Source organism: Clostridioides sp. ZZV14-6345, from assembly GCF_020657775.1.
Classification (GTDB): Bacteria; Bacillota; Clostridia; order Peptostreptococcales; family Peptostreptococcaceae; genus Clostridioides; species Clostridioides difficile_D.
On the sequence record NZ_JAGWCX010000051.1, the window covers coordinates 1 to 22,152 of the forward strand.

18 protein-coding genes and 2 pseudogenes are annotated in these 22,152 nt (G+C 30.0%); 7 read left to right on the forward strand and 13 right to left on the reverse strand.

Annotation, left to right across the window (positions count from 1 at the left end):
• Window positions 1-67: 67 nt before the first annotated feature.
• From gatY to KGF39_RS13535, 9 genes are all read right to left on the reverse strand, one after another.
• A complete protein-coding gene (gatY, locus tag KGF39_RS13495) occupies window positions 68-937 on the reverse strand; it encodes a tagatose-bisphosphate aldolase subunit GatY (RefSeq protein WP_054274999.1) in 870 nt (289 codons plus the stop codon).
• A gap of 19 nt (window positions 938-956) precedes the next feature.
• Entirely contained in the window at window positions 957-2,873 is a 1,917-nt protein-coding gene (locus KGF39_RS13500) for a PTS fructose transporter subunit IIABC (RefSeq protein WP_227822699.1), read from the reverse strand.
• 2 nt (window positions 2,874-2,875) lie between these two features.
• On the reverse strand, window positions 2,876-3,796 hold the full coding sequence (locus KGF39_RS13505) for a 1-phosphofructokinase (protein ID WP_227822700.1): 921 nt from the start codon (window positions 3,794-3,796) through the stop codon (window positions 2,876-2,878).
• A 101-nt stretch (window positions 3,797-3,897) separates the two neighbouring features.
• Window positions 3,898-4,650 carry a MurR/RpiR family transcriptional regulator gene (locus KGF39_RS13510; protein WP_054275002.1) on the reverse strand — a complete coding sequence of 251 codons (753 nt, stop codon included), beginning with the start codon at window positions 4,648-4,650 and terminating at the stop codon, window positions 3,898-3,900.
• A gap of 314 nt (window positions 4,651-4,964) precedes the next feature.
• Window positions 4,965-5,582 carry a hypothetical protein gene (locus KGF39_RS13515; RefSeq protein ID WP_227822701.1) on the reverse strand — a complete coding sequence of 206 codons (618 nt, stop codon included), beginning with the start codon at window positions 5,580-5,582 and terminating at the stop codon, window positions 4,965-4,967.
• Between the two features lie 87 nt (window positions 5,583-5,669).
• Entirely contained in the window at window positions 5,670-7,127 is a 1,458-nt protein-coding gene (locus KGF39_RS13520) for a glycoside hydrolase family 1 protein (protein WP_107594014.1), read from the reverse strand.
• Between the two features lie 3 nt (window positions 7,128-7,130).
• Window positions 7,131-7,493: a PTS lactose/cellobiose transporter subunit IIA gene (locus tag KGF39_RS13525; RefSeq protein ID WP_227822702.1), complete on the reverse strand. Its 363-nt coding sequence runs from the start codon at window positions 7,491-7,493 to the stop codon at window positions 7,131-7,133.
• Between the two features lie 28 nt (window positions 7,494-7,521).
• Window positions 7,522-8,754 carry a PTS transporter subunit EIIC gene (locus tag KGF39_RS13530; protein WP_227822703.1) on the reverse strand — a complete coding sequence of 411 codons (1,233 nt, stop codon included), beginning with the start codon at window positions 8,752-8,754 and terminating at the stop codon, window positions 7,522-7,524.
• 22 nt (window positions 8,755-8,776) lie between these two features.
• Window positions 8,777-9,094 carry a PTS sugar transporter subunit IIB gene (locus KGF39_RS13535; protein ID WP_054275005.1) on the reverse strand — a complete coding sequence of 106 codons (318 nt, stop codon included), beginning with the start codon at window positions 9,092-9,094 and terminating at the stop codon, window positions 8,777-8,779.
• 248 nt (window positions 9,095-9,342) lie between these two features.
• On the opposite strand from KGF39_RS13535, the gene KGF39_RS13540 reads away from it, so the two are divergent.
• Window positions 9,343-11,259, forward strand: a complete 1,917-nt coding sequence (locus KGF39_RS13540) for a PTS sugar transporter subunit IIA (RefSeq protein ID WP_227822704.1) — start codon at window positions 9,343-9,345, stop codon at window positions 11,257-11,259.
• A gap of 143 nt (window positions 11,260-11,402) precedes the next feature.
• Here the strand turns inward: KGF39_RS13540 and KGF39_RS13545 are convergent, their stop codons facing one another.
• Window positions 11,403-12,542, reverse strand: a complete 1,140-nt coding sequence (locus KGF39_RS13545) for a glycerate kinase (RefSeq protein ID WP_227822705.1) — start codon at window positions 12,540-12,542, stop codon at window positions 11,403-11,405.
• A 630-nt stretch (window positions 12,543-13,172) separates the two neighbouring features.
• On the opposite strand from KGF39_RS13545, the gene KGF39_RS13550 reads away from it, so the two are divergent.
• The 4 genes and pseudogenes from KGF39_RS13550 to KGF39_RS13565 all read left to right on the forward strand — a co-directional run.
• Window positions 13,173-13,652, forward strand: coding sequence for a hypothetical protein (locus tag KGF39_RS13550; RefSeq protein WP_227822706.1), 480 nt, complete (start codon window positions 13,173-13,175; stop codon window positions 13,650-13,652).
• A gap of 86 nt (window positions 13,653-13,738) precedes the next feature.
• On the forward strand, window positions 13,739-14,317 hold the full coding sequence (locus KGF39_RS13555) for a helix-turn-helix domain-containing protein (protein WP_413927088.1): 579 nt from the start codon (window positions 13,739-13,741) through the stop codon (window positions 14,315-14,317).
• A gap of 387 nt (window positions 14,318-14,704) precedes the next feature.
• Window positions 14,705-15,046 (forward strand): annotated as a pseudogene (locus tag KGF39_RS13560) (helix-turn-helix domain-containing protein); the annotation flags it as partial.
• 57 nt (window positions 15,047-15,103) lie between these two features.
• Window positions 15,104-15,661, forward strand: a pseudogene (locus KGF39_RS13565) (tyrosine-type recombinase/integrase); the annotation flags it as partial.
• Between the two features lie 167 nt (window positions 15,662-15,828).
• Here the strand turns inward: KGF39_RS13565 and KGF39_RS13570 are convergent.
• From KGF39_RS13570 to KGF39_RS13580, 3 genes are all read right to left on the reverse strand, one after another.
• On the reverse strand, window positions 15,829-16,554 hold the full coding sequence (locus KGF39_RS13570) for a MurR/RpiR family transcriptional regulator (protein WP_227822707.1): 726 nt from the start codon (window positions 16,552-16,554) through the stop codon (window positions 15,829-15,831).
• Between the two features lie 268 nt (window positions 16,555-16,822).
• Window positions 16,823-17,587 carry a ChbG/HpnK family deacetylase gene (locus tag KGF39_RS13575; RefSeq protein WP_107594019.1) on the reverse strand — a complete coding sequence of 255 codons (765 nt, stop codon included), beginning with the start codon at window positions 17,585-17,587 and terminating at the stop codon, window positions 16,823-16,825.
• 1 nt (window position 17,588) lies between these two features.
• On the reverse strand, window positions 17,589-19,037 hold the full coding sequence (locus KGF39_RS13580; protein WP_227822708.1) for a PTS transporter subunit EIIC: 1,449 nt from the start codon (window positions 19,035-19,037) through the stop codon (window positions 17,589-17,591).
• 364 nt (window positions 19,038-19,401) lie between these two features.
• Between KGF39_RS13580 and KGF39_RS13585 the strand changes: the two genes are divergently transcribed.
• Both KGF39_RS13585 and KGF39_RS13590 read left to right on the forward strand, forming a co-directional pair.
• Window positions 19,402-20,124 (forward strand): GntR family transcriptional regulator, encoded by a 723-nt coding sequence (locus KGF39_RS13585; RefSeq protein ID WP_227822709.1) that lies wholly within the window; start codon window positions 19,402-19,404, stop codon window positions 20,122-20,124.
• Window positions 20,125-20,320: 196 nt separating this feature from the next.
• Window positions 20,321-21,988 carry an alpha,alpha-phosphotrehalase gene (locus KGF39_RS13590; RefSeq protein WP_227822710.1) on the forward strand — a complete coding sequence of 556 codons (1,668 nt, stop codon included), beginning with the start codon at window positions 20,321-20,323 and terminating at the stop codon, window positions 21,986-21,988.
• Window positions 21,989-22,152 lie beyond the last annotated feature (164 nt).

The window sequence follows — 22,152 nt, forward strand, 5'->3', positions numbered from 1 at the left end:
TCATGAACTAAAAAGTTCATTTTGAGACACCCCTTAATTTAATCTCACTTATTCTTTCCCTTTATCATTAACACTCAACTGTCCCTACTGCTTTTCCTACACATCCACAAACTTCCATTCTACTCTTAACAAACTCTTTAACTGAATCTAAACCTTTTTTACCATATTTCTTAGGGTCAATTACTTCTGGGTCAGAATTAAGCACATCCTTAACCCCATTACTATAAGCAATTCTTAATTCTGTTGCATAATTAACCTTGCAAATCCCTCTTTTTATAGATTCCTTAATAATCTCATCTGGTATCCCAGACCCACCATGTAATACTAATGGAACTGATACAACTTCTCTAATCTCAGATAATCTATCTAAATCAAGCTTTGGTTCTCCCTTATATAGCCCATGTGCTGTACCTATTGCTACTGCTAAAGATGATACCCCTGTTCTCTCTACAAACTCTTTTGCTTCTAATGGGTCTGTGTATGCTCCACCATCACCACCATCTAAATCGTCTTCCTTACCTCCAACTTTACCTAATTCAGCTTCAACAGGTATATCTGAAGGCATACATGCATCTACAACAGATTTAGATATTGAAATATTATCTTCGTAACTTTCATGAGAACCATCAATCATAATAGAAGTATATCCAACTCTAAGTGCCTGCATAGCTAGTCCAAAACTTGAACCATGGTCTAAGTGCATTGCTACAGGAACACTTGCCTTCTCTGATGCTACCTTTACATTCGCTAAATAATAATCCAGTCCTGCATACTTTATTGTTGAAGGTGTTGTTTGCAATATTACTGGTGATTTAAGTTCTTCAGCAGCCTCTATTACTGCCATAACCATCTCCATATTTTCAACATTAAATGCACCTACTGCATAATGCCCTTCTTGTGCATCTAATAATATTTGTTTAGTTGTCACTAATGCCATAATTTATCCTCCTATATGTTTATAATGATTTGATTTCTTCATTATTTAATTTTGATACTATTTCTCTACTTGTTTTGCTATTTAATAATTCATTTAAAAATTCTTCATTCATTAATTTTGAAGATAGTTGAGATAATGTCTTTAAGTGTAAATTATCGCCATTATCTGTAGCTGCTATCATAAATATAATATGTGCTAAACTTCCATCTTCTGATTCAAAATCAAATCCTTCTTTTGATATACCCACTGCTACACGTGGTATTTTTACTGCATCTGTTTTTGCATGTGGTATCGCTATCCCCATACCAAAACCTGTAGATGATATTTCTTCTCTTTTAAGGATTTCTTTTTTAAACTTATTTTTATCTGAAAGAACACCTGATTTATCAAGTATCCCAACCATTTCGTCAATCACATCTGTTTTATTTTTTCCCTTAACATCTAAAATTACTGTTTCTTCACTATATAAAGATACATCATTAGATACGTTTTCCGATTCTGCACTTTCATTTTTATGCTCATTTTTAGTTGTATTTGTATTTTCTATCGTATTTTTCTCATTTACGACTTTCGGTGTAATCATCATATAAAGTACAGCACCTACTAATGAACCTACAAATATACACCCTACCCATAAAAGTGGCTTATTGACTAATCCTAGAACCAAAAACCCTCCATGTGGAGCTGGTACTTCTATTTTCATTATATAAGTCAAAATTGATGATATTGATGATGCAATCATAAGTACTGGCAATACTTTTAATGGATTTTTTGCTGCAAAAGGTATTGCACCTTCTGTTATATGAGTACTACCTAGTATATAGTTAATTAACCCTGCTGCTCTATCTTCTTCTGTAAATCTATTTTTAAATAGAGTGGACGCTATTGCTATTACCAATGGTGGTGTTATACAAGCTGCAGATACACCTGCCATGAATAAATAATTTCCTTGTCCTAGAAGCATAGTTCCAGTTACATATGCTGCTTTATTTACTGGACCTCCCATATCAAATGCTGACATGCATCCTATTACTATTCCCAAGATTATAGGGCTTGAATTTTGCAACCCTGATAGGAAGTTCATCATAGCATTGTTAAGTGCTGAACATGGTCCACCAAGTAACAACATAGCTACACCTACAAGACCTACACTAACTATAGGAATTATAAAAATCGATTTAAGACCTTCTAACTGTCTTGGTAGTTTTCTTAACAGATGTACAAATAATTTAACTAAGTAACCTGCTAAAAATCCTGATATGATTCCACCTAAAAATCCTGAACCTGTATCGAATGATATCATTCCTCCAACAAGTCCTGCCAACATACCAGCTCTCCCCGATATAGATTGAGCTATAAATGCTGCCAGTACAGGAACCATCAAATTCATAGAATATCCACCAACAGATTTTAATGTAGCTGCTATCTGATTATACTGTTCTGAATTTGGGTCAAAGGAGTAAATCCCCCATAAAAATGATATGGCAGTCAGTACTCCACCTGCTACTACTAAAGGCAACATGTGAGATACACCATTCATTAAGTCTTTATATAACTTTTGACCAAATGATAAATTTCCTTCCTCTGCAACTTTACTACTTGATGAATTTCCTTTTCTAATAGGTACTGTTCCATCAATACATCTTTGTATAAGTTCATTAGCTTTATGTATACCTTCTTTAACAGGTACTTCTATTACTGGCTTTCCATTGAATCTGTCCATATCAACGTTTTTATCACAAGCAACTATTATTGCATCTGCCATTTCGATATCTTTTGCTGTTAACTTATTTTCTACACCTATAGCTCCATTCGTTTCAACTTTTATATCACACCCTAATTCTTTAGCTGAATTTTTTAATGCTTCTTCTGCCATAAAAGTATGAGCTATTCCAGTTGGACAACCTGTTACCCCTAGAATCATCTTCTTTCCCATCTTTATACCACCTTTCTGACTCTTATATTTTTTATATAATCTTCCACATTCGCTAAATTACCTATACCATTACTTTCAGCCACACTTGCTCCTGTTGCTGCCGACCTTTTTAACGCATATTCAATATCTTCTGGATTTTCCAACCATATACTTAGAAAAGCAGCTAATGCAGAGTCACCAGCACATGCAGAGCTGACTACTGTAACTGGTTGAGCACTAGCATAATAAATTGATTTTCCATTGTAAAAATAAGAACCTTTTTCTCCTAAAGTTAGCAGTATATTTTGAGCACCTTTTAAGTATAGTAACTTGAGTACATCCTTAATATCTTCTTCATCTCTTACAATAATTCCAAATATATCTTTGATTTCTTCATCATTTGGTTTTATCAAATATGGGTTATACTGTAATAATTCCTTTAATTTCGGTGAACTTATATCGAGTATTGTCTTTATATTTTTCTTTTTACAAATCTTAAATATATCTTCATAGTAATTATCATCAATACCAGGTGGTAGGCTTCCACTTATTGATAAGTAACTTATATCTTCTAGAGACTCTATCTTCTCTATCATATCTAGTTTTTGTTTTTCGTTTACATATGACCCAGAGTTTACAAATTTAAACTCATCACTTCCATCATTTAAAAATATATTTATACGAGTTGTATCTTCTACCCAAGTAGGCAATACGTCAAATCCTCTCTTTTCGCTTTCTTCAACTATATATTTTCCTGAAAAACCTCCAAAAAATCCTAATATCTTAGATTCTATACCATAATGACCTAGTACAAATGTTACATTTAATCCCTTTCCATTAGGAGAATATACAGCATTTGATGTACGATTTACTAATTTACTCTTTATCCCATTAGTAGATATATTCATATCTATTGCTGGATTCGTAGTTAATGTATATATCATTGTCTTCCCCCTTGCTTGTGCTGTGTATGTTTTCATTATAATAAAAAAGTCTATGAAAATCTTTTCACAAATAGAAAATCAATTTTCATAGACTTTTCAATTTAATTTTCAGAATCATTATATCTGACCATATAATCTATAATTATCCTAGATATAATATACAAAGGCAACCTAGATGATACTTCATATTCAGAAATTGAGATATGCTCATGCTTGTATCCCACAATATATAAATCTGAATACTTTATAAGTTTTGCACTTTCACTACAACAACAAGTTATAACTTTAGCTCCAACTAAATTAGCATTCTGTGCTGATTCTACAAGTTCTATAGTATTTCCATTCAACGAAAATATAATTATAAGTTCGTCTTTTTTTATTGATTTAGATTTTATTTTCATTATATTGGGGTCATTTATAAAAACAACATTAAAGTCAAGTAGTTGCAATTTAAGACTAAACTCTTTTGCTACATATTCAGTAAGCCCTCTTGCTAAAATGTATATCTTACTAGATTTGTTTATAGTTTTTATTATGTTAATTAGTGTAGTTAAAGATATTTGTTCTATAACTCTCTGTGCTTCTATAAAAGACTTATTTATTATATCCCCCATATTTTGTATATCATTGTTTTCATCTTTTACTGTTAATCTATACCTAAGTTCATTAAATCCATTTAAACCACATTTTCTAATTGCTCTTGAAACGGTTGCTGGAGATGAATATGTTTCATGAGCAATCTCTACTATAGATAATTCTGGTAATATTGACTCATTTTCATTTATAAATTTAATTATTTCAAGTTCCGTCTTCGTTAGATTTTCAGAATTACTTTTGTTTAGCTCAACTATCATATCTTACCTCTCCTTATATATAAGTTTTATTTGTCTAAATTTATCGAGTAATATAATAATATATTACCTCCTAACTACTTATTTTTATACACAATTAAGATTTAGTCAATGTCTATATATGTAAATTTATAATATTATAATTTTATACTTCAATTAATTATGTAGTTATTATAGTATTTTGCAATAAAAAAGAATTACTCAATTACTAAAACTGAGTAACTCCAATTTTTGAGACCTTAAATTAACTCGAATTATTGAAAATGATTCATAAACATTATCCTATTTTCTCACTTATCAATTTATATACTTGAGATTTATATACTTGAGTAATACCTTTTTTTATTAATAGAAATCATCTTACTAACAATTGAAATTGTAGTTCCAGTACATAATATTGAAAATATAGTTCCAAACCCTAAATTCCCACCTAAATATACACCTAAAATTAAAAATATTACATCTGCTATAGTTTTTAAAACTTTATATGGATACTTAAATTTGCCCTCAATATAGATTAATATAGCATCTAAAGGGCTCATTCCAATGTCAAATTTTATAAGCATTGCAAATCCACTACACATAAGTATATGACCAATTATAAAGCTCATTATTCTAATGCTAATCCCTAAACTACTTATATTAAAATCTAATAATAAATATATATACAAATCTATAAATATTCCTGCTACTAGTACATAAACACAGCTTCCCAATCCCAAACTTTTTTTATTCAATAACAATGCTATAAGTAATAGAGTTCCATTATATATTAGCCCTGCTATTGTATAACTTATACCTAACTTTATATGTATACCCTCATTTAAAAGTGTAATTGCATCACTACCAAGACCTGACTGAAGTATAAGAGATATACCACATCCCAGTATATTCATAATTAAAATTACAAATATAAATTTTTTTATGACACTCATAATTAATAAACCACCTTATTTATAATTATAATCCCTCTTATAAAACTGTATTAATAACATAGTATTTATAAGAGGGATTATTTATATTTAAAAACTATCTACTTTTTCTTTTAATTCTTCTCCATTAGTTCTTATTACATTTTGATACCAATAAAAACTATCTTTTTTGTAACGTTCTTTGCTTCCATTTCCGTTGTTATCTATATCTACATATATAAATCCATATCTTTTTTCCATTTCTTGAGATGAACAACTTACTATATCTATTGGCGACCACATACAATAAGCTAATATTTCGGTTCCATCAGCTATAGCTTCACCTATTTGTTCTATATGTTTTCCTAAATAATCTATTCTGTAACTATCATGAACTTTTCCATCTTCAAATTCATCATGCATTCCAAATCCATTTTCAGCTATCATTATTGGCTTTTGGTATCTATCATAATATTGAGATAAAGTATTGTATAATCCTTTAGGGTCAATTGCCCACCCCCAAGGATTTGCTTTTAAGTATGGATTTTTTACATTGTCAATTGGATTCATAGTATTTTTACTTGCTGATACTGTTGTAGAATAATAATATGATAGAGCTAGAAAATCCATAGTATTCTCTTTTAATACTTTATCATCTCCCTCCTCCATAACTATATTTATGTTATTTTCTTTGAAGAATCTCTTGATGTAAGCTGGATACTCCCCTCTAAAACTTACATCAGTGAAGAAATACTGTATTCTATTTCTTTTTAAAGCAAATACCACATTTTCAGGGTCACAATCTTCTGGATAAGATGTACAATCTGCCATCATCATACCTATCATCATATCTGAATTTATTTCTTTTCCAAGCTTCTTAGTTAAAGCTGTAGCCATAAATTGATGATGAATAGCTTGATATTTAGCCTCTTCTACATCATCTACCTGGTCTACACAAAACGCAACTGAATTAAATGATTCATGATACATTAAATTTATTTGGTTTATAACTATCCAGTATTTAACTTTATCTTTGTATCTATTTAATATTAATTGTGCATATCTAACAAAGAAATCTACTACTTTTCTATTAGACCATCCTTTATATTTTAATACTAAATTCAAAGGAGTCTCATAATGAAGTAGGGTTACAACAGGTTCCATACCATTATCTATTACTTCATTTATAAGATTATCATAAAACTTTAGCCCCTCTTCATTAGGCTCTAAATCATCTCCATTTGGGAATATTCTAGCCCAATTTATTGAAAATCTAAAACACTTTAACCCTAGTTCTTTTAAAAGCTTTAAATCTTCCTTATATGTATGATAAAAGTCTATTCCATTACGCTTAGGGTAGTACCCATTCTTATCTTTCATAGCAAACTTTATTTTATCTACAGTCATATCAGACTCATAATGTTTAGATATATCTCTATCTTTATCATATATATGTACGTCAGCTAAACACCACCCTTTGCCACCTTCATTCCAGGCACCTTCTAATTGGTTAGCTGCTACAGCCCCACCCCACAAAAAACCTTTAGGAAACTTACTCAATTTAATCACTCCTTATTTTATGTTATTTAAATCATTTATCTTAAATTCTATAGACCTTACTATTCCTACCAAAGACATAGTTATATTTAACTCGCTGAATATTGTCATAAGAGTATCTTGAGCATGTGCAAATAAAAGTGAATGGGCTCTTTTTTCTCCACTAGCTTCCCCTTGTATAATGTTAGTTTGAGCTCTATGTGCTTCTGTCATAAACTCTTTTGCTTTAGCTAGTTTTAAATCAGCATTTTTATAATCAAACCTTTCTAAATCACTAAGAGCTTGTTTAATTTCTGTCCTAGCCTCACCTGCACGAAGTATTATTTGCATTGCTACTTCTATTAATTCTTCATCTATTACATGTTCTTCAATTGTCATATTTATAATTTCCTTTCAACATCTAAATTTAAGCTTCTTGACTCTCTAGTTTTAGTTCTTCTTTTTCATAAGCTTTAAAAAATGGATACCATATCATGAATAGTAATACTATATTTATTGCTAAAACAAGAAGCCCTCTAACATCTTGATTTACCATAAAAGTAGATATACCAAAAGGAACATACCATAAATTAAACACCTTACTCGGAATTGTCACAAATCCCATACTCATTGATAAGTAAGTAGTTATTGATATTACTACTGTTCCTATCCACATAGGTAACATTAAAAATGGGTTCCATGCTACTGGAGCTCCAAACATTACTGGTTCATTTATGTTCATTATAGAAGGAACGATACATGCTCTTCCTATTGCTTTTATTCTTCCAGCTCTAGATAAACACATCATTAGCACTAGTGGTAATGTTGCTCCCCATCCACCTAAAGTTATCCAGCCTGTTTGAACAACTTCATAAGTATATATATTAGTTGCAAGCCCTCCTGATGCTACAGCTGCTGCATTCGCTGCAATTGCACTAAGCTGAATTGCATAAGTTATCGGAGATAATACCCACCCACTTATACCTAAAGAATATAAAAATACTACTAAGAAGTTTAACAGTACAAATCCAGGCAATGTTTGTGCTATATCTGATACTGGTTTAAATATCCTAACTATTATTTCAAACATATCAAAGTTAAGTCCATAAATTAGTCCCCAACCTATAAACATTATTACTGCTATAGGTAACATACTATCAAACCACTTACTTACAAAATCAGGAAGTGCTGAATCTTCACCAAAAAATGAGAAAGACCCAAATAAAGACATTATTAATCCGGAGAATAATCCTGCAACTAGTGCTACAAGCATTCCTTCTCCTCCAAATCTATTGAAGTTAAATATAGCTCCTTCATTCGTAATCTCTGGACGAATCATCATTAACATTAATCCAGCACCTGCAAGACCAGCTACTACACTCATACTTTCAAATTTCTTATTCTTCATTATTTCCATAGGTAATAAAAATGCTATAAATAGTCCTAAAAGTCCAAATGTATATTGATTTATTGGACTTAAATCAGGCAAGAAACTTATGTAATTCTTCAAGACAGAAACTATAGTTACTAAAGAACCTACAAATACCATAGGTAAAACTTTCATTATAGTTGATTGAACTGATTGTACCCATATATTCTTAGTTATCTTATTTACAACAGGAGTAAACTTTTCACTTAACAAATCTATAAATTTATTCATAAACAATCTCCCCATAAATATTTTATTTATTTGATATTAATTCTAATGCTTCTTCTAAAGCCTTTACACCATCTAATCTTCCATATGCAGTTTTAGATATACATGCCACTGGAACATTATATTCATCAGCTTTTTTTTGGATTTCATCTTTCATATAATCTAAATGTGGTCCTAATAATAAACAATCTATTTCTGGTAAATATTTATCTATCTCTGACTCACTTCTAGCTTTTATATCTGCTTCTATGCCTTTTTTCTTTGCACTCTTTCTCATACTAGTTGCCATAAAACCTGTACTTGCCCCTGAACCACATGCCAATAACACTCTTATATTTTTCATAACAATACCTCCAGTATTTTTATCCATTAATTTATTTCTTAATGAATTTTTTATTTTATTTGATTATATTTATATTGTACTTCCTAAATAATTTCCTTTCACATAAATATATTTCCTAATAATAGGAAATCATTTACTCTTAACTAGACATATTAATATATAGTATAATGTACATTATAATACGTACATTCAATTACATAAATATCATATCATACAGATTTTATTTTAAAACTATGAGAGGGAATCTAATGAAAACATCTAAAAAAGAGTTATTTTTAAATTTCATAAAAACGCAACACGATTGGATAGATTCATCCACATTAGCCAATTATCTTAATGTATCAACACGTTCGATTAGAAAGTATGTAAATGAAATTAATTCTACTGGTGAATTTATATTATCCTCTAAAAAAGGATATAAACTAAATCTTAATAATAATTCTCAAACTAAAATTGATAGTTCAGATAATATATCACCTGATAATAGATTAAATTTAATTTTGAAAGAACTTATAGTTAATAGTAATGGAATTAATATGTTTGATTTAAGTGAAGAATTATTTGTTAGCCCATCTACTATTGAAGGGGACATAGTCAAAGCTAATAAATTTATAGGAAGTTACAATTTAAAGATAAAGCAATCGAGATTTTTATTGAAACTAGTTGGAAATGAGTCTGCAAAGCGTAAATTAATGAGCTCTATAATATTTAAAGAAACAGGAAGTGATTTTTTAAGCTTATTTGACGTACAAAAAATATATCAAGAGTATAATTTAACTAAACTAAAAGAAAATATAATATATATATTAAAAAAATACAATTTGTTTATAAATGAGTATGCTATAAATAACATACTTCTTCATTTAATGATAACTATAGACAGAATAAAAAAGAATAACTACATAGAGTCTGTCGAAGTAGTGAGCTACATAGATAATAATAATATAGATATAAACATTTCAAGAGATATATCAGATTTTTTAGAGTCTGAATACAACATAACTTTAACTAGTGCAGAATTGTACTACTTAGTATTTCAGTTAACAAACAAAACCACAGTCTTAAACTATCATCAAATGGATACTAAGTCATTGTCAAATTATATAAATGAACATTTTGTTGAATTAACTAAAAAAATAATTAAAAATGTATATGACTTATACTTTATAGATTTATCTGATGATGAATTTGTTGTAAAATTTACTCTTCATGTAAAAAACTTAATCAGTAGGGCTAAAAATAATCAAGTTTTGAGAAATCAAATACCTCAGAAGTTAAAAGACTCCTACCCTCTGATATATGATATATCTGTTTATATTTGTAATCAGATTCAAATTTTAGAAAACATAGAAATAGATGAAGATGAAATATCGTATATATCTCTTCATGTAGGTTCATTTTTTGATAGACAAAAATTACTAGAAGATAAAGTTCTCTGTGCATTAATTACTCCAAACTATTATGATTTACAACTCAAAATAGTAAGAGACCTTGAAAAGAGATTTAATGAGTCTATAGAAGTTATTCAAATTTTTTCAGATACTCATAACCTGGACTTTGATAATAAAGTAGACATGGTTATTACTACTTTACCAATTAGTGATAGATGTCCTATACCTTTTGTTTATGTAAATCCTTACCTAAATAGAAAAGATTATGATAATATCCAAAGTAAATTTATTCAGATTAAAGATAGAAAAAACATACTTACTGTACAGAATCATTTAGAAATGTACTTCAGTGAATCTTTATTTATGAAAAATATATATTTAGATAGTGCTAAAGATTATATAAAATTTATGGGAAATATTCTGTACGAAAATAAATATGTTAAACCCAATTACATAGATGATGTTCTTATAAGAGAAAACATGTCTTCAACCGCATTTAATAACAACGTAGCAATTCCTCATAGTATGAAAATGGATGCTTTAAAAACTGGAGTCTGTCTAATTGTCAACGATAAACCAGTTAAATGGGGTAAGGAAAAAGTTCAAATTATAGCTATGATACCCATAAATGAAAAGGAAAAGGAAAAATTCAATTACATATTTGAAAGCTTTATTGAAATATTATCAGAGTGGAACAATGTTAAAGAACTTACTAAGGCAGATAGTTATAGTAGTTTTATGAATAGAATAACTTATCTTATTCAAAATATATAAATTCATTAATCTATTTGCAAGACCTATTTTTAAAATTACTAACACAAAATAAATAAGCTGTCACACTAAAAGTCTAAATTCATATGTGACAGCTTTCTTTTTTTACCTAATATATCTTATTTTTAATATGACTTATTTCTTAACTATTGTACACTAGTTATAAGATTAAATATTTGTACTGTTGTAGCCGTCATATTGTCACTAGCAGTTTCTTTATCCATTGCTTCTTCTATTGTCATAGCTCTATTTACTATAGAAAAATAAGCATCTATCCCCTCTTCATTACATTTAACTGCATCTTCTGTTGTTGCTCCAGCCAAACCTATTACTTTTACACCATACTTTTTTGCCAGTTTTGCAACTCCTATTGGTGCCTTGCCCATAGCAGTTTGATTGTCCAATCTACCTTCGCCAGTTATAACAAAGTCTACATCTTTTAACTCTTCCTCTAATTTAATTTCTTCTAATATTATTTTTATTCCAGATTCTAATTTTGAATTTAAAAATGCTAAAAACGCAAAACCTAATCCTCCTGCTGCACCTGCTCCTTCTACATTAGCTACATCTTTATTTAAGTAATTTTTAACTACTTTAGAAAAATTTCTAAGCCCATTATCTAACTCCTCAATTATTTCTGATGTTGCACCTTTTTGAGACCCGTATATGTATGCAGCTCCGTTTTTTCCAAACAGCGGATTATTTACATCACAAGCTATTTTAAAGTTACATTCATCTAATTCTTTTAATCTATTCTCTATTTTTATATATCTTATTTCATTTAAAACTTTTCCACCTAATCCTACTAATTTGTTATTTTTATCATAAAACTCAAATCCTAAAGCTTGAAGTATACCCACTCCAGCATCATTAGTAGCACTTCCACCTATTCCAATTATAAAATTTCTATATCCTTTATTTATTGCTTCCTTTATTATTTCCCCAACACCATAAGTTGTAGTGTATAAAGGATTTCTAAGTTCAGTTGGAACTAATGTTAATCCTGATGCTTGAGCTATTTCTATTATTGCTGTACTTGTATCTTTTAATAATCCATATGTTGCATTTACTTTCTTAACTATTGGCCCAGTAACTGCTATAGTTTCTTTTTCACCGTTCATTCCTTGAACTAAAGCATCTACTGTCCCTTCACCACCATCAGCAAGTGGCAATATCTTTACTTGTGCATCTTCTTTAACTTTCAATATCCCCTTTTTTATTGCATTTGCTGCCTCTATTGAGGATAAGCTTCCTTTCAAGGAATCTATAGAAATTAATACTTTCATATTTATCTACTCCTTATTTTAAACATATAATTTTATAAGCTTAATTTATCTTTTATTTTATACTCTAAATCTTTCTTTGTATACAACTTATACTATCTATCTTTTTTTCCTGCAAAAAATAGATAGGAAATCGGAAATATCCGCATAAATACAGTATCTATCAGTAAAACAACTAAAGAAAAAAGAAGAAAATTACAACAAATGAAAGAGCCTTATGTAACGATTTATAGGGAGTTATATAAAGTTATGGAAGAATGACGCTTGAAACAGAGTGTCTTTTTCTATGCAGTGTAACAGCATACTATTTCATTTCTGCTTGATTACCTTAAAACTTATTAGTCTATGGTTTGTCAAAGGCTTGTTGCGTAAGCAATGCTGAATAGCAACCTTTACAAAACATAGGCTAATAAGTAGCTTTTCAAAAGCAGAAAAGAAATGACAATGTTTATAACAGCATGATATAATACACATGATATAATACAGATAAAGACAAATTGGAAGTTGTGTAAGGGAAAATTATAAATATGATATTATGGATATGCGTTGGTGTTGTATTATTATGTGCGGGTATTGCGATATATTTTGGAACGAAAAAGAAAAAGTAAAATCCGAATTTTAGGAGAAGTTATTATGATATATGTTGCTTTAGTTGTGCTTGTATGTTTTTACTTTGCGGTCTTGGGAATATATGAAAAAAAGAAAATAGTCGAAGAAAAATCAAAGAAGATTGCTAGGATATTATCAATAATTATAGTAGTTGCTCCAATCATTGCAACGATATTTTTTACGATATTGTTTTCTTTTGTATTGCAAGGAAGACTAACAGAAAGAATTTCTCATTCAATAATTGTATTTTCGATGTGGATTTGTGCGTTACAATTCTATAAATATATTATCTCACATTTCAAAAATAAGAAAAATTTGAAATTATCCATTATTGGAATGATTTTATCAGTGGGAATGGCAATATTCCTAACACCATTAGATAGATTTTGTATACAAATTTATTCCTATTTGCAAGAAATTACAGTTCCATTTTCAATAGGTATAATAAATTTTATTTATACTGTGATTTTTTGTACAGACCAATCTTTGAGAAAAAGCAAATAATATTACTGTTATGATATGCAACTTCCAGTTTGTAGAGCAAACGATAAATGAAAATTTGTTGCAGTAATGACAAATGTTAATTTGCGTTGCTTGTAGCAACGGTCGTTTTGATATTTAATAGTTGTATCAAAACAAAGGAGGCACAGGTTATGTTGAATGAAAATATTAAGAATCTACGAAAAACAAAAGGTTTATCGCAAGAAGAACTTGCTATAAAGCTGAATGTAGTAAGGCAGACGGTATCTAAATGGGAAAAAGGACTATCGGTTCCTGACTCAAGTATGCTTATTTCTTTAGCAGACGAACTAGATACTTCTGTAAGTATATTGCTTGGAGAAACTGTACAGGAACATTGTTTGAATGAATTGGATTTAAAGAGTATTTCTGAAAAGCTTGAGAGTATTAATCTCCAATTTGCTAAAAGAAGTGAGATGAGAATTAGGATAATTCGTTACCTGCTTATTTCATTTTGTGCGATTATAATAATAGTATTTATTGCTTTTGCAACTATGCACAGCGAATATTTGAATTGGGATTACAATATTCCAGAATTGGCAGTTGCAGGTACAATGTTGCATGGTGTTGAATTTTTATTCGTAAGATTTGCACCATTCGTCTTTATTGGCTCTATAATCGGGATTGTATTCACATATAGAAAAAGATAAATCTTAGTTTATGCGAAAGATACGCTCAAAATCTTACAAGCCGACGGAGTGATCCGCCCACGGTGGCGCTCGCAAGACATATCGCCACGCCAGCTTGCTGTCGAGGGGGCGGTTCAGTTCGGCGAGCTTTAGCGAGCCGTTCAAAGCCCCCGTTATCTAACAGGGGGTACTATTACAAGAAACAATGGACAAAACAAATACAAAAATGCCGATATGCAACGATTTATAAGGTTATAAGGACTTACTGCACTTCACACCCTGTCAATTCTACCCGATAGGTCTAAAACAGCATATCGATAGCAAGAAAATACATGATACAAGGTGTATGCTCCTATGAGCGTATGCCTTTTTTGATTGGACGAATGGAACATGAATGACATGGAATTTATGGAAGCACTGAAAGAAAAACGGAACGCCTGCGGCTATTCACAAACAAGACTGGCAAAGGACCTTCATATCAGCAGGCAAAACTTAAATGAAATTGAGAACGGCAAGACACGAGTCAGCAGGGAAATGAAGCATACGCTCCTGTATTATCTTGATTACTGTAAATGCACACAGCCGTTTACACTGACAGTTGATTATCTGCGTGTTCGCTTCCCTACCACAGACGCATTGGAGATTATCCAAAACGTGCTGGCTATGAAAAGCGAATATTTTATTCATGAAGATTACGGACTGTTTGGCTATGAAGAACAATATATCTATGGAGAGATTATCGTCATGCCTTCTAAAGACGTTTCTATAGGCGTTTTGTTGGAATTGAGGGGCATGGGCTGTCGGCAAAGGAGCATAGCCAGCATAAAGCCGTCATACGCTAAGGAATGGGCGGTCAGAATGAAAGAGAATGGCTTTTCCTACAAGACTATCAATAACTACAAGCGTTCCTTGAAAGCGTCCTTATACATGGCGATAGAGGACACTGTGTAAGGAAGAACCCGTTTGATTTCCAGCTAAGCGAGGTCATAGAGGACGACAGCAAGCCGAAAATCACATTGAGCGAGTAGCAGGAAGCAAGGCTATTAGACTTTATGAAGCAAGACAACGTTTACAGCAAGTATCATGATGATGTGCTTATCCTGCTGAAAACAGGATTGCGTATCTAGGAACTGTGCGTACTGACAAAGAATGATTTGGATTTCAAGAACCATGCAATCCGTATCAATCATCAGCTACTCAAAGACAAGGACGGCTTCTACATAGCAGAGCCAAAGACAAAAAGCGGTGTCCGCAACGTGCCTATAAGCGAAGAAACAGAGAAAGCCTTTCAAAGAGTGCTGAAAAGGAATCAAAAGCCAAAGCTCAAAGAGATAGACGGTTACCGCAATTTTCTGTTCCTCAGTCCCAACGGCTACCCTATGCAGGAGAGCAGTTATAAATCGGTGCTGAACCTCCTTAAATCATTTGATGTTATGAATATAGCATAAAATAAATCATGAAAATGTTTTTTTGAAATTATACACATAATTTCTTTTTTAAAAATAGAGGTTTGTGTATTTATACACAAACCTCTATCTTAACCAGTATTGCTCTATTATTGCTCTCATAATCATCATGATTGGAACCTTATCTGATATATTGTATCCATTTACTTGTCTAATTGTCGAATAGCAATATAAACTTATATCTGCAATTTGTTGTAATTGATTTTCACATATATGTGTTAAAGCTACTACCTTACATCCTTTATCAGTTGCTATCTTTGCTGCTTCTATCACTTCTCTTGTTTCCCCACTTAAACTAAGTACAAAAAACATATCTTGTTCACCTAATTTGCCTATATCATGAAGTACTTCATGTCTTTGGCTATAGTAAGTTATATTATTATGACCACCTCTAATTTCTTTTACTAATATCTCACATAAAGGAATGTTTTGACCTATTCCATAAACTATAATATTCCTAGATTTTTGAATTATATCTGCTACTTTATTTATTTTTCCATAATCTATTAGCTCTAATGTCTTTTTTATATCTGATTCAAAACCATCTTTAGGCTCTTTATTCTTATCTTTTAACTCTTCTTTTAAATTATTTTTTAGCTGGGAGAAACCATCATACTCCATCTTTTTACATAGCCTAACTATAGTATTTGGCACAGTAAAAAATTTATCTGCTAAAGATTGTATTGATAATTTTACTACTTCTTCTTTGTTTTTTCTCATATATTCAATTATCATGTCTTCTATATCTGTAAATTTATACTCATATTTTTTTGCTCTTTCATAAAATTCCATAGTTTATCCTCCATCTATTTTATTATTTTACATAAAATGCTCAAATATTATCTAAATTTTTTATTAATGTTATTATAATTTAAAATTTTTAATTTTTTAATGCGTACTACTCCCTTTATTATACATAAAAAATGTGTACTTCCTATATTGATAGAGATGATTCAAATTTTTATTTTGATACATCTCCATCAATATTCTTTTAGAAAATACACATTTTATTTCAAATACTCATTTTTAATTAATATTTTGGGTAATCTATTCTTTATATCTAATTATTAGCCTTTAAAAGGTCTCTAAAATCAACCAACTCAATATTATTTCTTTTTAACCACATTTTAACATCCTTATCACATAGCATTGCATGTTCATATACTCTTTCTTGAACAAGAGAAGATGATTTAATAAGATTATAATCTATAAATCCTGGATGAGTAACCATTAGTGTTATATCTTTATCTAAATTTATATACTTTTCTTCAAATAATTTAACAAAAGATTTGTCTAACTTGTAAAAATGATTCTGAGGATATTTGCTTGGCATGCTAATACTTGAATCTAAATAATAAGGACAACTTGGTATACCATGTTCTTTTCCAGCATCACACATTGCCGATATTGATACATCATCTTCTATCCCATGTATATCAATATACTCAGGCAACTTGTTCATATACAACTTATAAGTTTCAATTTGAGCACAAACTTCTTCATATACTTCTTCATAATTAAAAATATCTTTACCTGTAAGTAGTTGTGCTCTTCTTATTTTGCTAGAAACAAATTTTCCACCTTCATCTAACAAATTCTTTATCTTAATCTGTTCTTTACAACAAGGTTCTCCTATTACTAGGTTAACATGTAAACCAAAGCATATATCATCATTTTTTACCATTTCTATAGCTTTTCTTGAAAAAGGCATATTCACCATGATTCCAGCACTTGTAACAATACCATTCTTATAAGAAGATATTATTCCTAGTGTAACACCTTCTGAATATCCTATATCGTCTGCCCTAACTACTAATTTCTTCATTTTATGCTTCTGCCTGCTTTCTCAACTCATCAAGTTGCATTTCCATCTCATCCTTTACTTTAACAACATCCGTTCCTATGATTATTTGAACTGATGTATTACTCAACTTGATTACTCCTTTTGCCCCTGTTTTTTTTATGTTATCATCATTTAAAAGAGCTGCATCTTTCACTTCTAAACGCAATCTCGTCATACAATTATTAAGTGTCACTATATTTTCATAACCACCACAATTTTTAATTATATGCTTAGCCATATATGAAAAATTGCCATGAGAAAGTTTTAAATTCTTTTCTTTTTCACTAACTTTATCACCTATCTCTATCTCAACTTCACGTCCTGGTGTTTGTACATTGTCTTTTATTATTATGTATTTAAATGTTACATAATATAATACAAAGAATACAATTCCTATAGGTATAACTAACCATGCTTTATCCCCATAACTAAAGCTTAAGACATAGTCAATTATACTTGCTCCATTAAATGAACCCAAACGAGCCCCCAGTAAATATAGTACAACTCCACCTAGACCAGAATAAAAAGAATGAATTATATATAACTTTGGAGATGCAAACAAAAACGAAAACTCTATAGGTTCAGTTACCGTTGCCATAAAAGAAGTTAATGCTCCAGCCGTCATTGCCCCTTTTACTTCTTGCTTCTTTTTATCCTGTGCTGTTTTATATATAGCATAAGAAATAGCAGGTATTGAGAACATCATAATTATATAAAATCCTGTCCAGAAGAATCCTGCATTTGGGTCTCCTGCCATAAATCTAGGAATCTCCCCTCTTATAACTTCTCCTGTTGATGTTGTATACTCACCCATTTCAAATAGTATGTAAGCATTTAAAACTTGATGCAATCCAGTTGGTATTAATGCACGATTACAGAACAAAAATAAGAATATTCCTATTGCACCAGCTCCTCCTAACCATAAACCAAATTGATTCATTGCAGCTTGTGGATATATCCATAATAAACTAAATATGTATGATAAAATTAAAGCTACTATTGGAGATAATGTAATTACACACTTTTCCCCTGCAAAAAAACTTAAAAACGCAGGAACTTTAACTTTATGTGTTCTATTATAAGTCCATGCTATACAAGCTCCAACAATTATCCCACCAAATACTCCTGCATTTAATGTTTCATTCATTAACTCTAAATTTGACTTAAATATCATATATGCAACTACTGCTGCAACCATTACACTTGTCTTATCCTTAGACTTTGAATAGGCACTAGCTGCTCCTAATAAAAATAAGTAGTCCACATTTGAAAATACTATATTAGATATATTAGATATAGCTGGGACATTAAGCATATTTGTTCCAAATAATAACCCTAATATACCTGCTGCTGGCATTACAGCTATAGGCACCAGCATAGTCTTTCCTAAAAGTGACAGTTGTTGCATCATCTTGTTTAAGAACCTCTTCATATTCAATCCCCTTTCTCTTTCGATTTAAATTTTTTTGAAAACGATTTATTTAGATTTTATATCTTAAATATTATATTTGTTTAAACAAATTGTCAATATTTTTTATTTATTTTATTTTTACCATTTAATTCCGTATCTAAATACTTTTGTGTATATTGCTATATCTAGTCTATTTTTTCATATTAATTTTTTTTATTTTCAAAATATGTTTAATCATATATTCAAAGTAACTCACAAACTAGTTTAATTTTATCCTTTTTATGCTTTATATCATTACATTTTCACTATACATGTCTAAACACATTTGATATAATTTGTTCATATCAGTTCAATAATATTACTAAAGACCTTTAAGGAGGGGTATATGGCTAAAAATAAATTTTCAGAGATATATGAAGTATTAAAAGAAGAAATACTTGATGGTAAATATACAAGTAATATGATGTTGCCTACTGAACTTCAACTTATTGAAAGGTTTTCATGTAGTAGAAATACTGTACGTAGAGCAATTTCTCAGCTAAACACAGAAGGATATGTTCAAAGTATAAAAGGCAAGGGCGTTGTAGTATTAGAGAATAGTTTTTCTAATGATTTTTTTCTAAATATGCACAATTTCAAGGGTGTAGAGTCGATTGTAGAAGACAAAAAGGTTAATACTGCTACTAGTGTTCTTCATTTCAGCAAAATCTTAATTGATAATAAGTTGTCTAAAAAGACAGGTTTTAAGGTTGGCAGTGAAGTATATCACCTTCACAGACTACGATATATTGATAATATACCTAAAATACTCGACATTAATTATTTTTTATGTAGTGTAGTTAAAGGCCTTGATGTTTCTATAGCACAAGGTTCCATTTACAAATATATAAAAGAGTGTCTGGGTACAAAAATTGTTTCATCCAGAAAGATATTTAAAATTGAAAAAGCTACTGAACTTGAGTTAAAAACACTACCTTTAAATGATTATAATTGTGTTGGTGTTATTAAAAATAGTGTATATACTGATGATGGAAAGCTTTTTGAATATACAGAATCAAAGCATACACCTGAAACATTTATATTTATGGATGTTACTCAAAGATATTAAAAGAATTATGTTTAATTAAACATAATTTTTTTGCGCTTAATCACTTTATACGCTACTAACCTCACTATTCTATATATAATTATATGTTTATACAAATATATTTTTATTTTATACTAAAGCTTTAATACTAGTTTTATACTTGACAATTTGTTTAAACATATTATAATTAACTTATAAATTACAGGAGGTGTCGAGTATGAAAAATTGGTGGAAAAAAGCAACTGTTTATCAAATATATCCAAAAAGTTTCAAAGATAGCAACAATGATGGTATAGGTGATATAAATGGTATTATAGAAAAGTTAGATTATCTCTCTTCTTTAGGTGTTGATTTATTATGGTTGACTCCTATGTATGTTTCCCCTCAAAGAGATAACGGGTATGATATAGAAGATTATTATAATATAGACCCGAAATATGGTACAATGAGTGACTTTGAAAAACTCTTAAAAGAAGCACATAAAAGAGATTTAAAGATAATGATGGATATGGTTTTAAACCATACATCTACTGAACATAAATGGTTTAAAGAATCTAAAAAAAGCAAAGACAATCCATATCGTGACTATTATTTCTGGAAGGATGCTAAACCTGATGGTTCTGTACCTAATAACTGGATATCCAGATTTAGTGGAACTGCTTGGAAATATGATAAGACTACGAATCAATACTACCTACATTTATTTGAAGAAACTCAGGCTGATTTAAATTGGGAAAATGAAAAAGTCCGTGAAGAATGTTACAAAATACTAGAATTTTGGGCTGACAAAGGTATTGATGGTTTTCGTTTAGATGTAGTCAACCTACTATCCAAAACACCTGGATTACCTGATGACCCTATAACAGGACCAAAAGGAGATGGAAGAACTCACTACGCTGATGGTCCTCGTATACACGAATATTTACATAATATGAATCAAAAAGTTTTCAAACCTAAAAATATAGTTACTGTAGGTGAAATGTCATCTACTACACCTGAAGAGTGTATCAACTATACTAGAGAAAATCGAGAAGAACTATCTATGGTTTTTAGCTTCCATCATATGAAAACAGATTATAAAGGAGGTGTAAAATGGACTAATGAAATGTTTTCTTTAGATAAATTAAGAAAAGCACAATCTGACTTTCAATATAAAATGTACGAAGGAAAAGGATGGAATGCTCTATTTTACTCTAACCATGACCAACCTAGAGCTTTATCTAGATTTGGAGATGATAGATTTTTTCGTCAAGAAAGTGCTAAGATGTTAGCTATAACACTATTTGGTTTACAAGGTACTACCTACATATATCAAGGTGAGGAAATAGGTATGACAAATGCCTACTTCACTAAAATAGATGAATATGACGATGCCGAGAGTAAAAATGCATACTATCATATGATTAAATCTGGTATTGATGAAAAGGAAGCATTGCTTATACTCCAACAGAAATCTAGAGACAATGCTCGTACTCCTATGCAATGGGATAATACTATTTATAAGGGATTTTCTAATCATAAACCGTGGTTAAAAGTTAATAATGACAATATTAGTGTAGAAAATGAGCTTAACGATTCACGTTCAGTATTTTACACTTATCAAAGATTAATCAAATATCGTAAGCAATATGATATTTTTACAGAAGGTACTTACAGATTACTAGATGAAAATCATAAAAATCTATTTGTTTATGAAAGAGAATATAAAAAACAAAAGCTTCTTGTTATAAGTAATTTTACTCATGATAATGTAGTATATAAATTACCTGAAACTTATTTGAATAAATTAAACTACACAATACTTGAAACCAATTACACTAGAGATATAATTGAAAATAAAATGGAAATAAAACCTTACGAAAGTATAATGATATATTATAAATAAAGTTATTTATGTAAAAATGGGGCTGTAGCACTATTTTCTAGCACGACAGCTCCTACCATTTTTAATTAACATATATAAAACAAGGTATTTTAAAGTTGCTTTTATAGATATAATAAACAATTGTAATTAGATTCTATTAATTTTAATAAAGTTAATTATGTTAA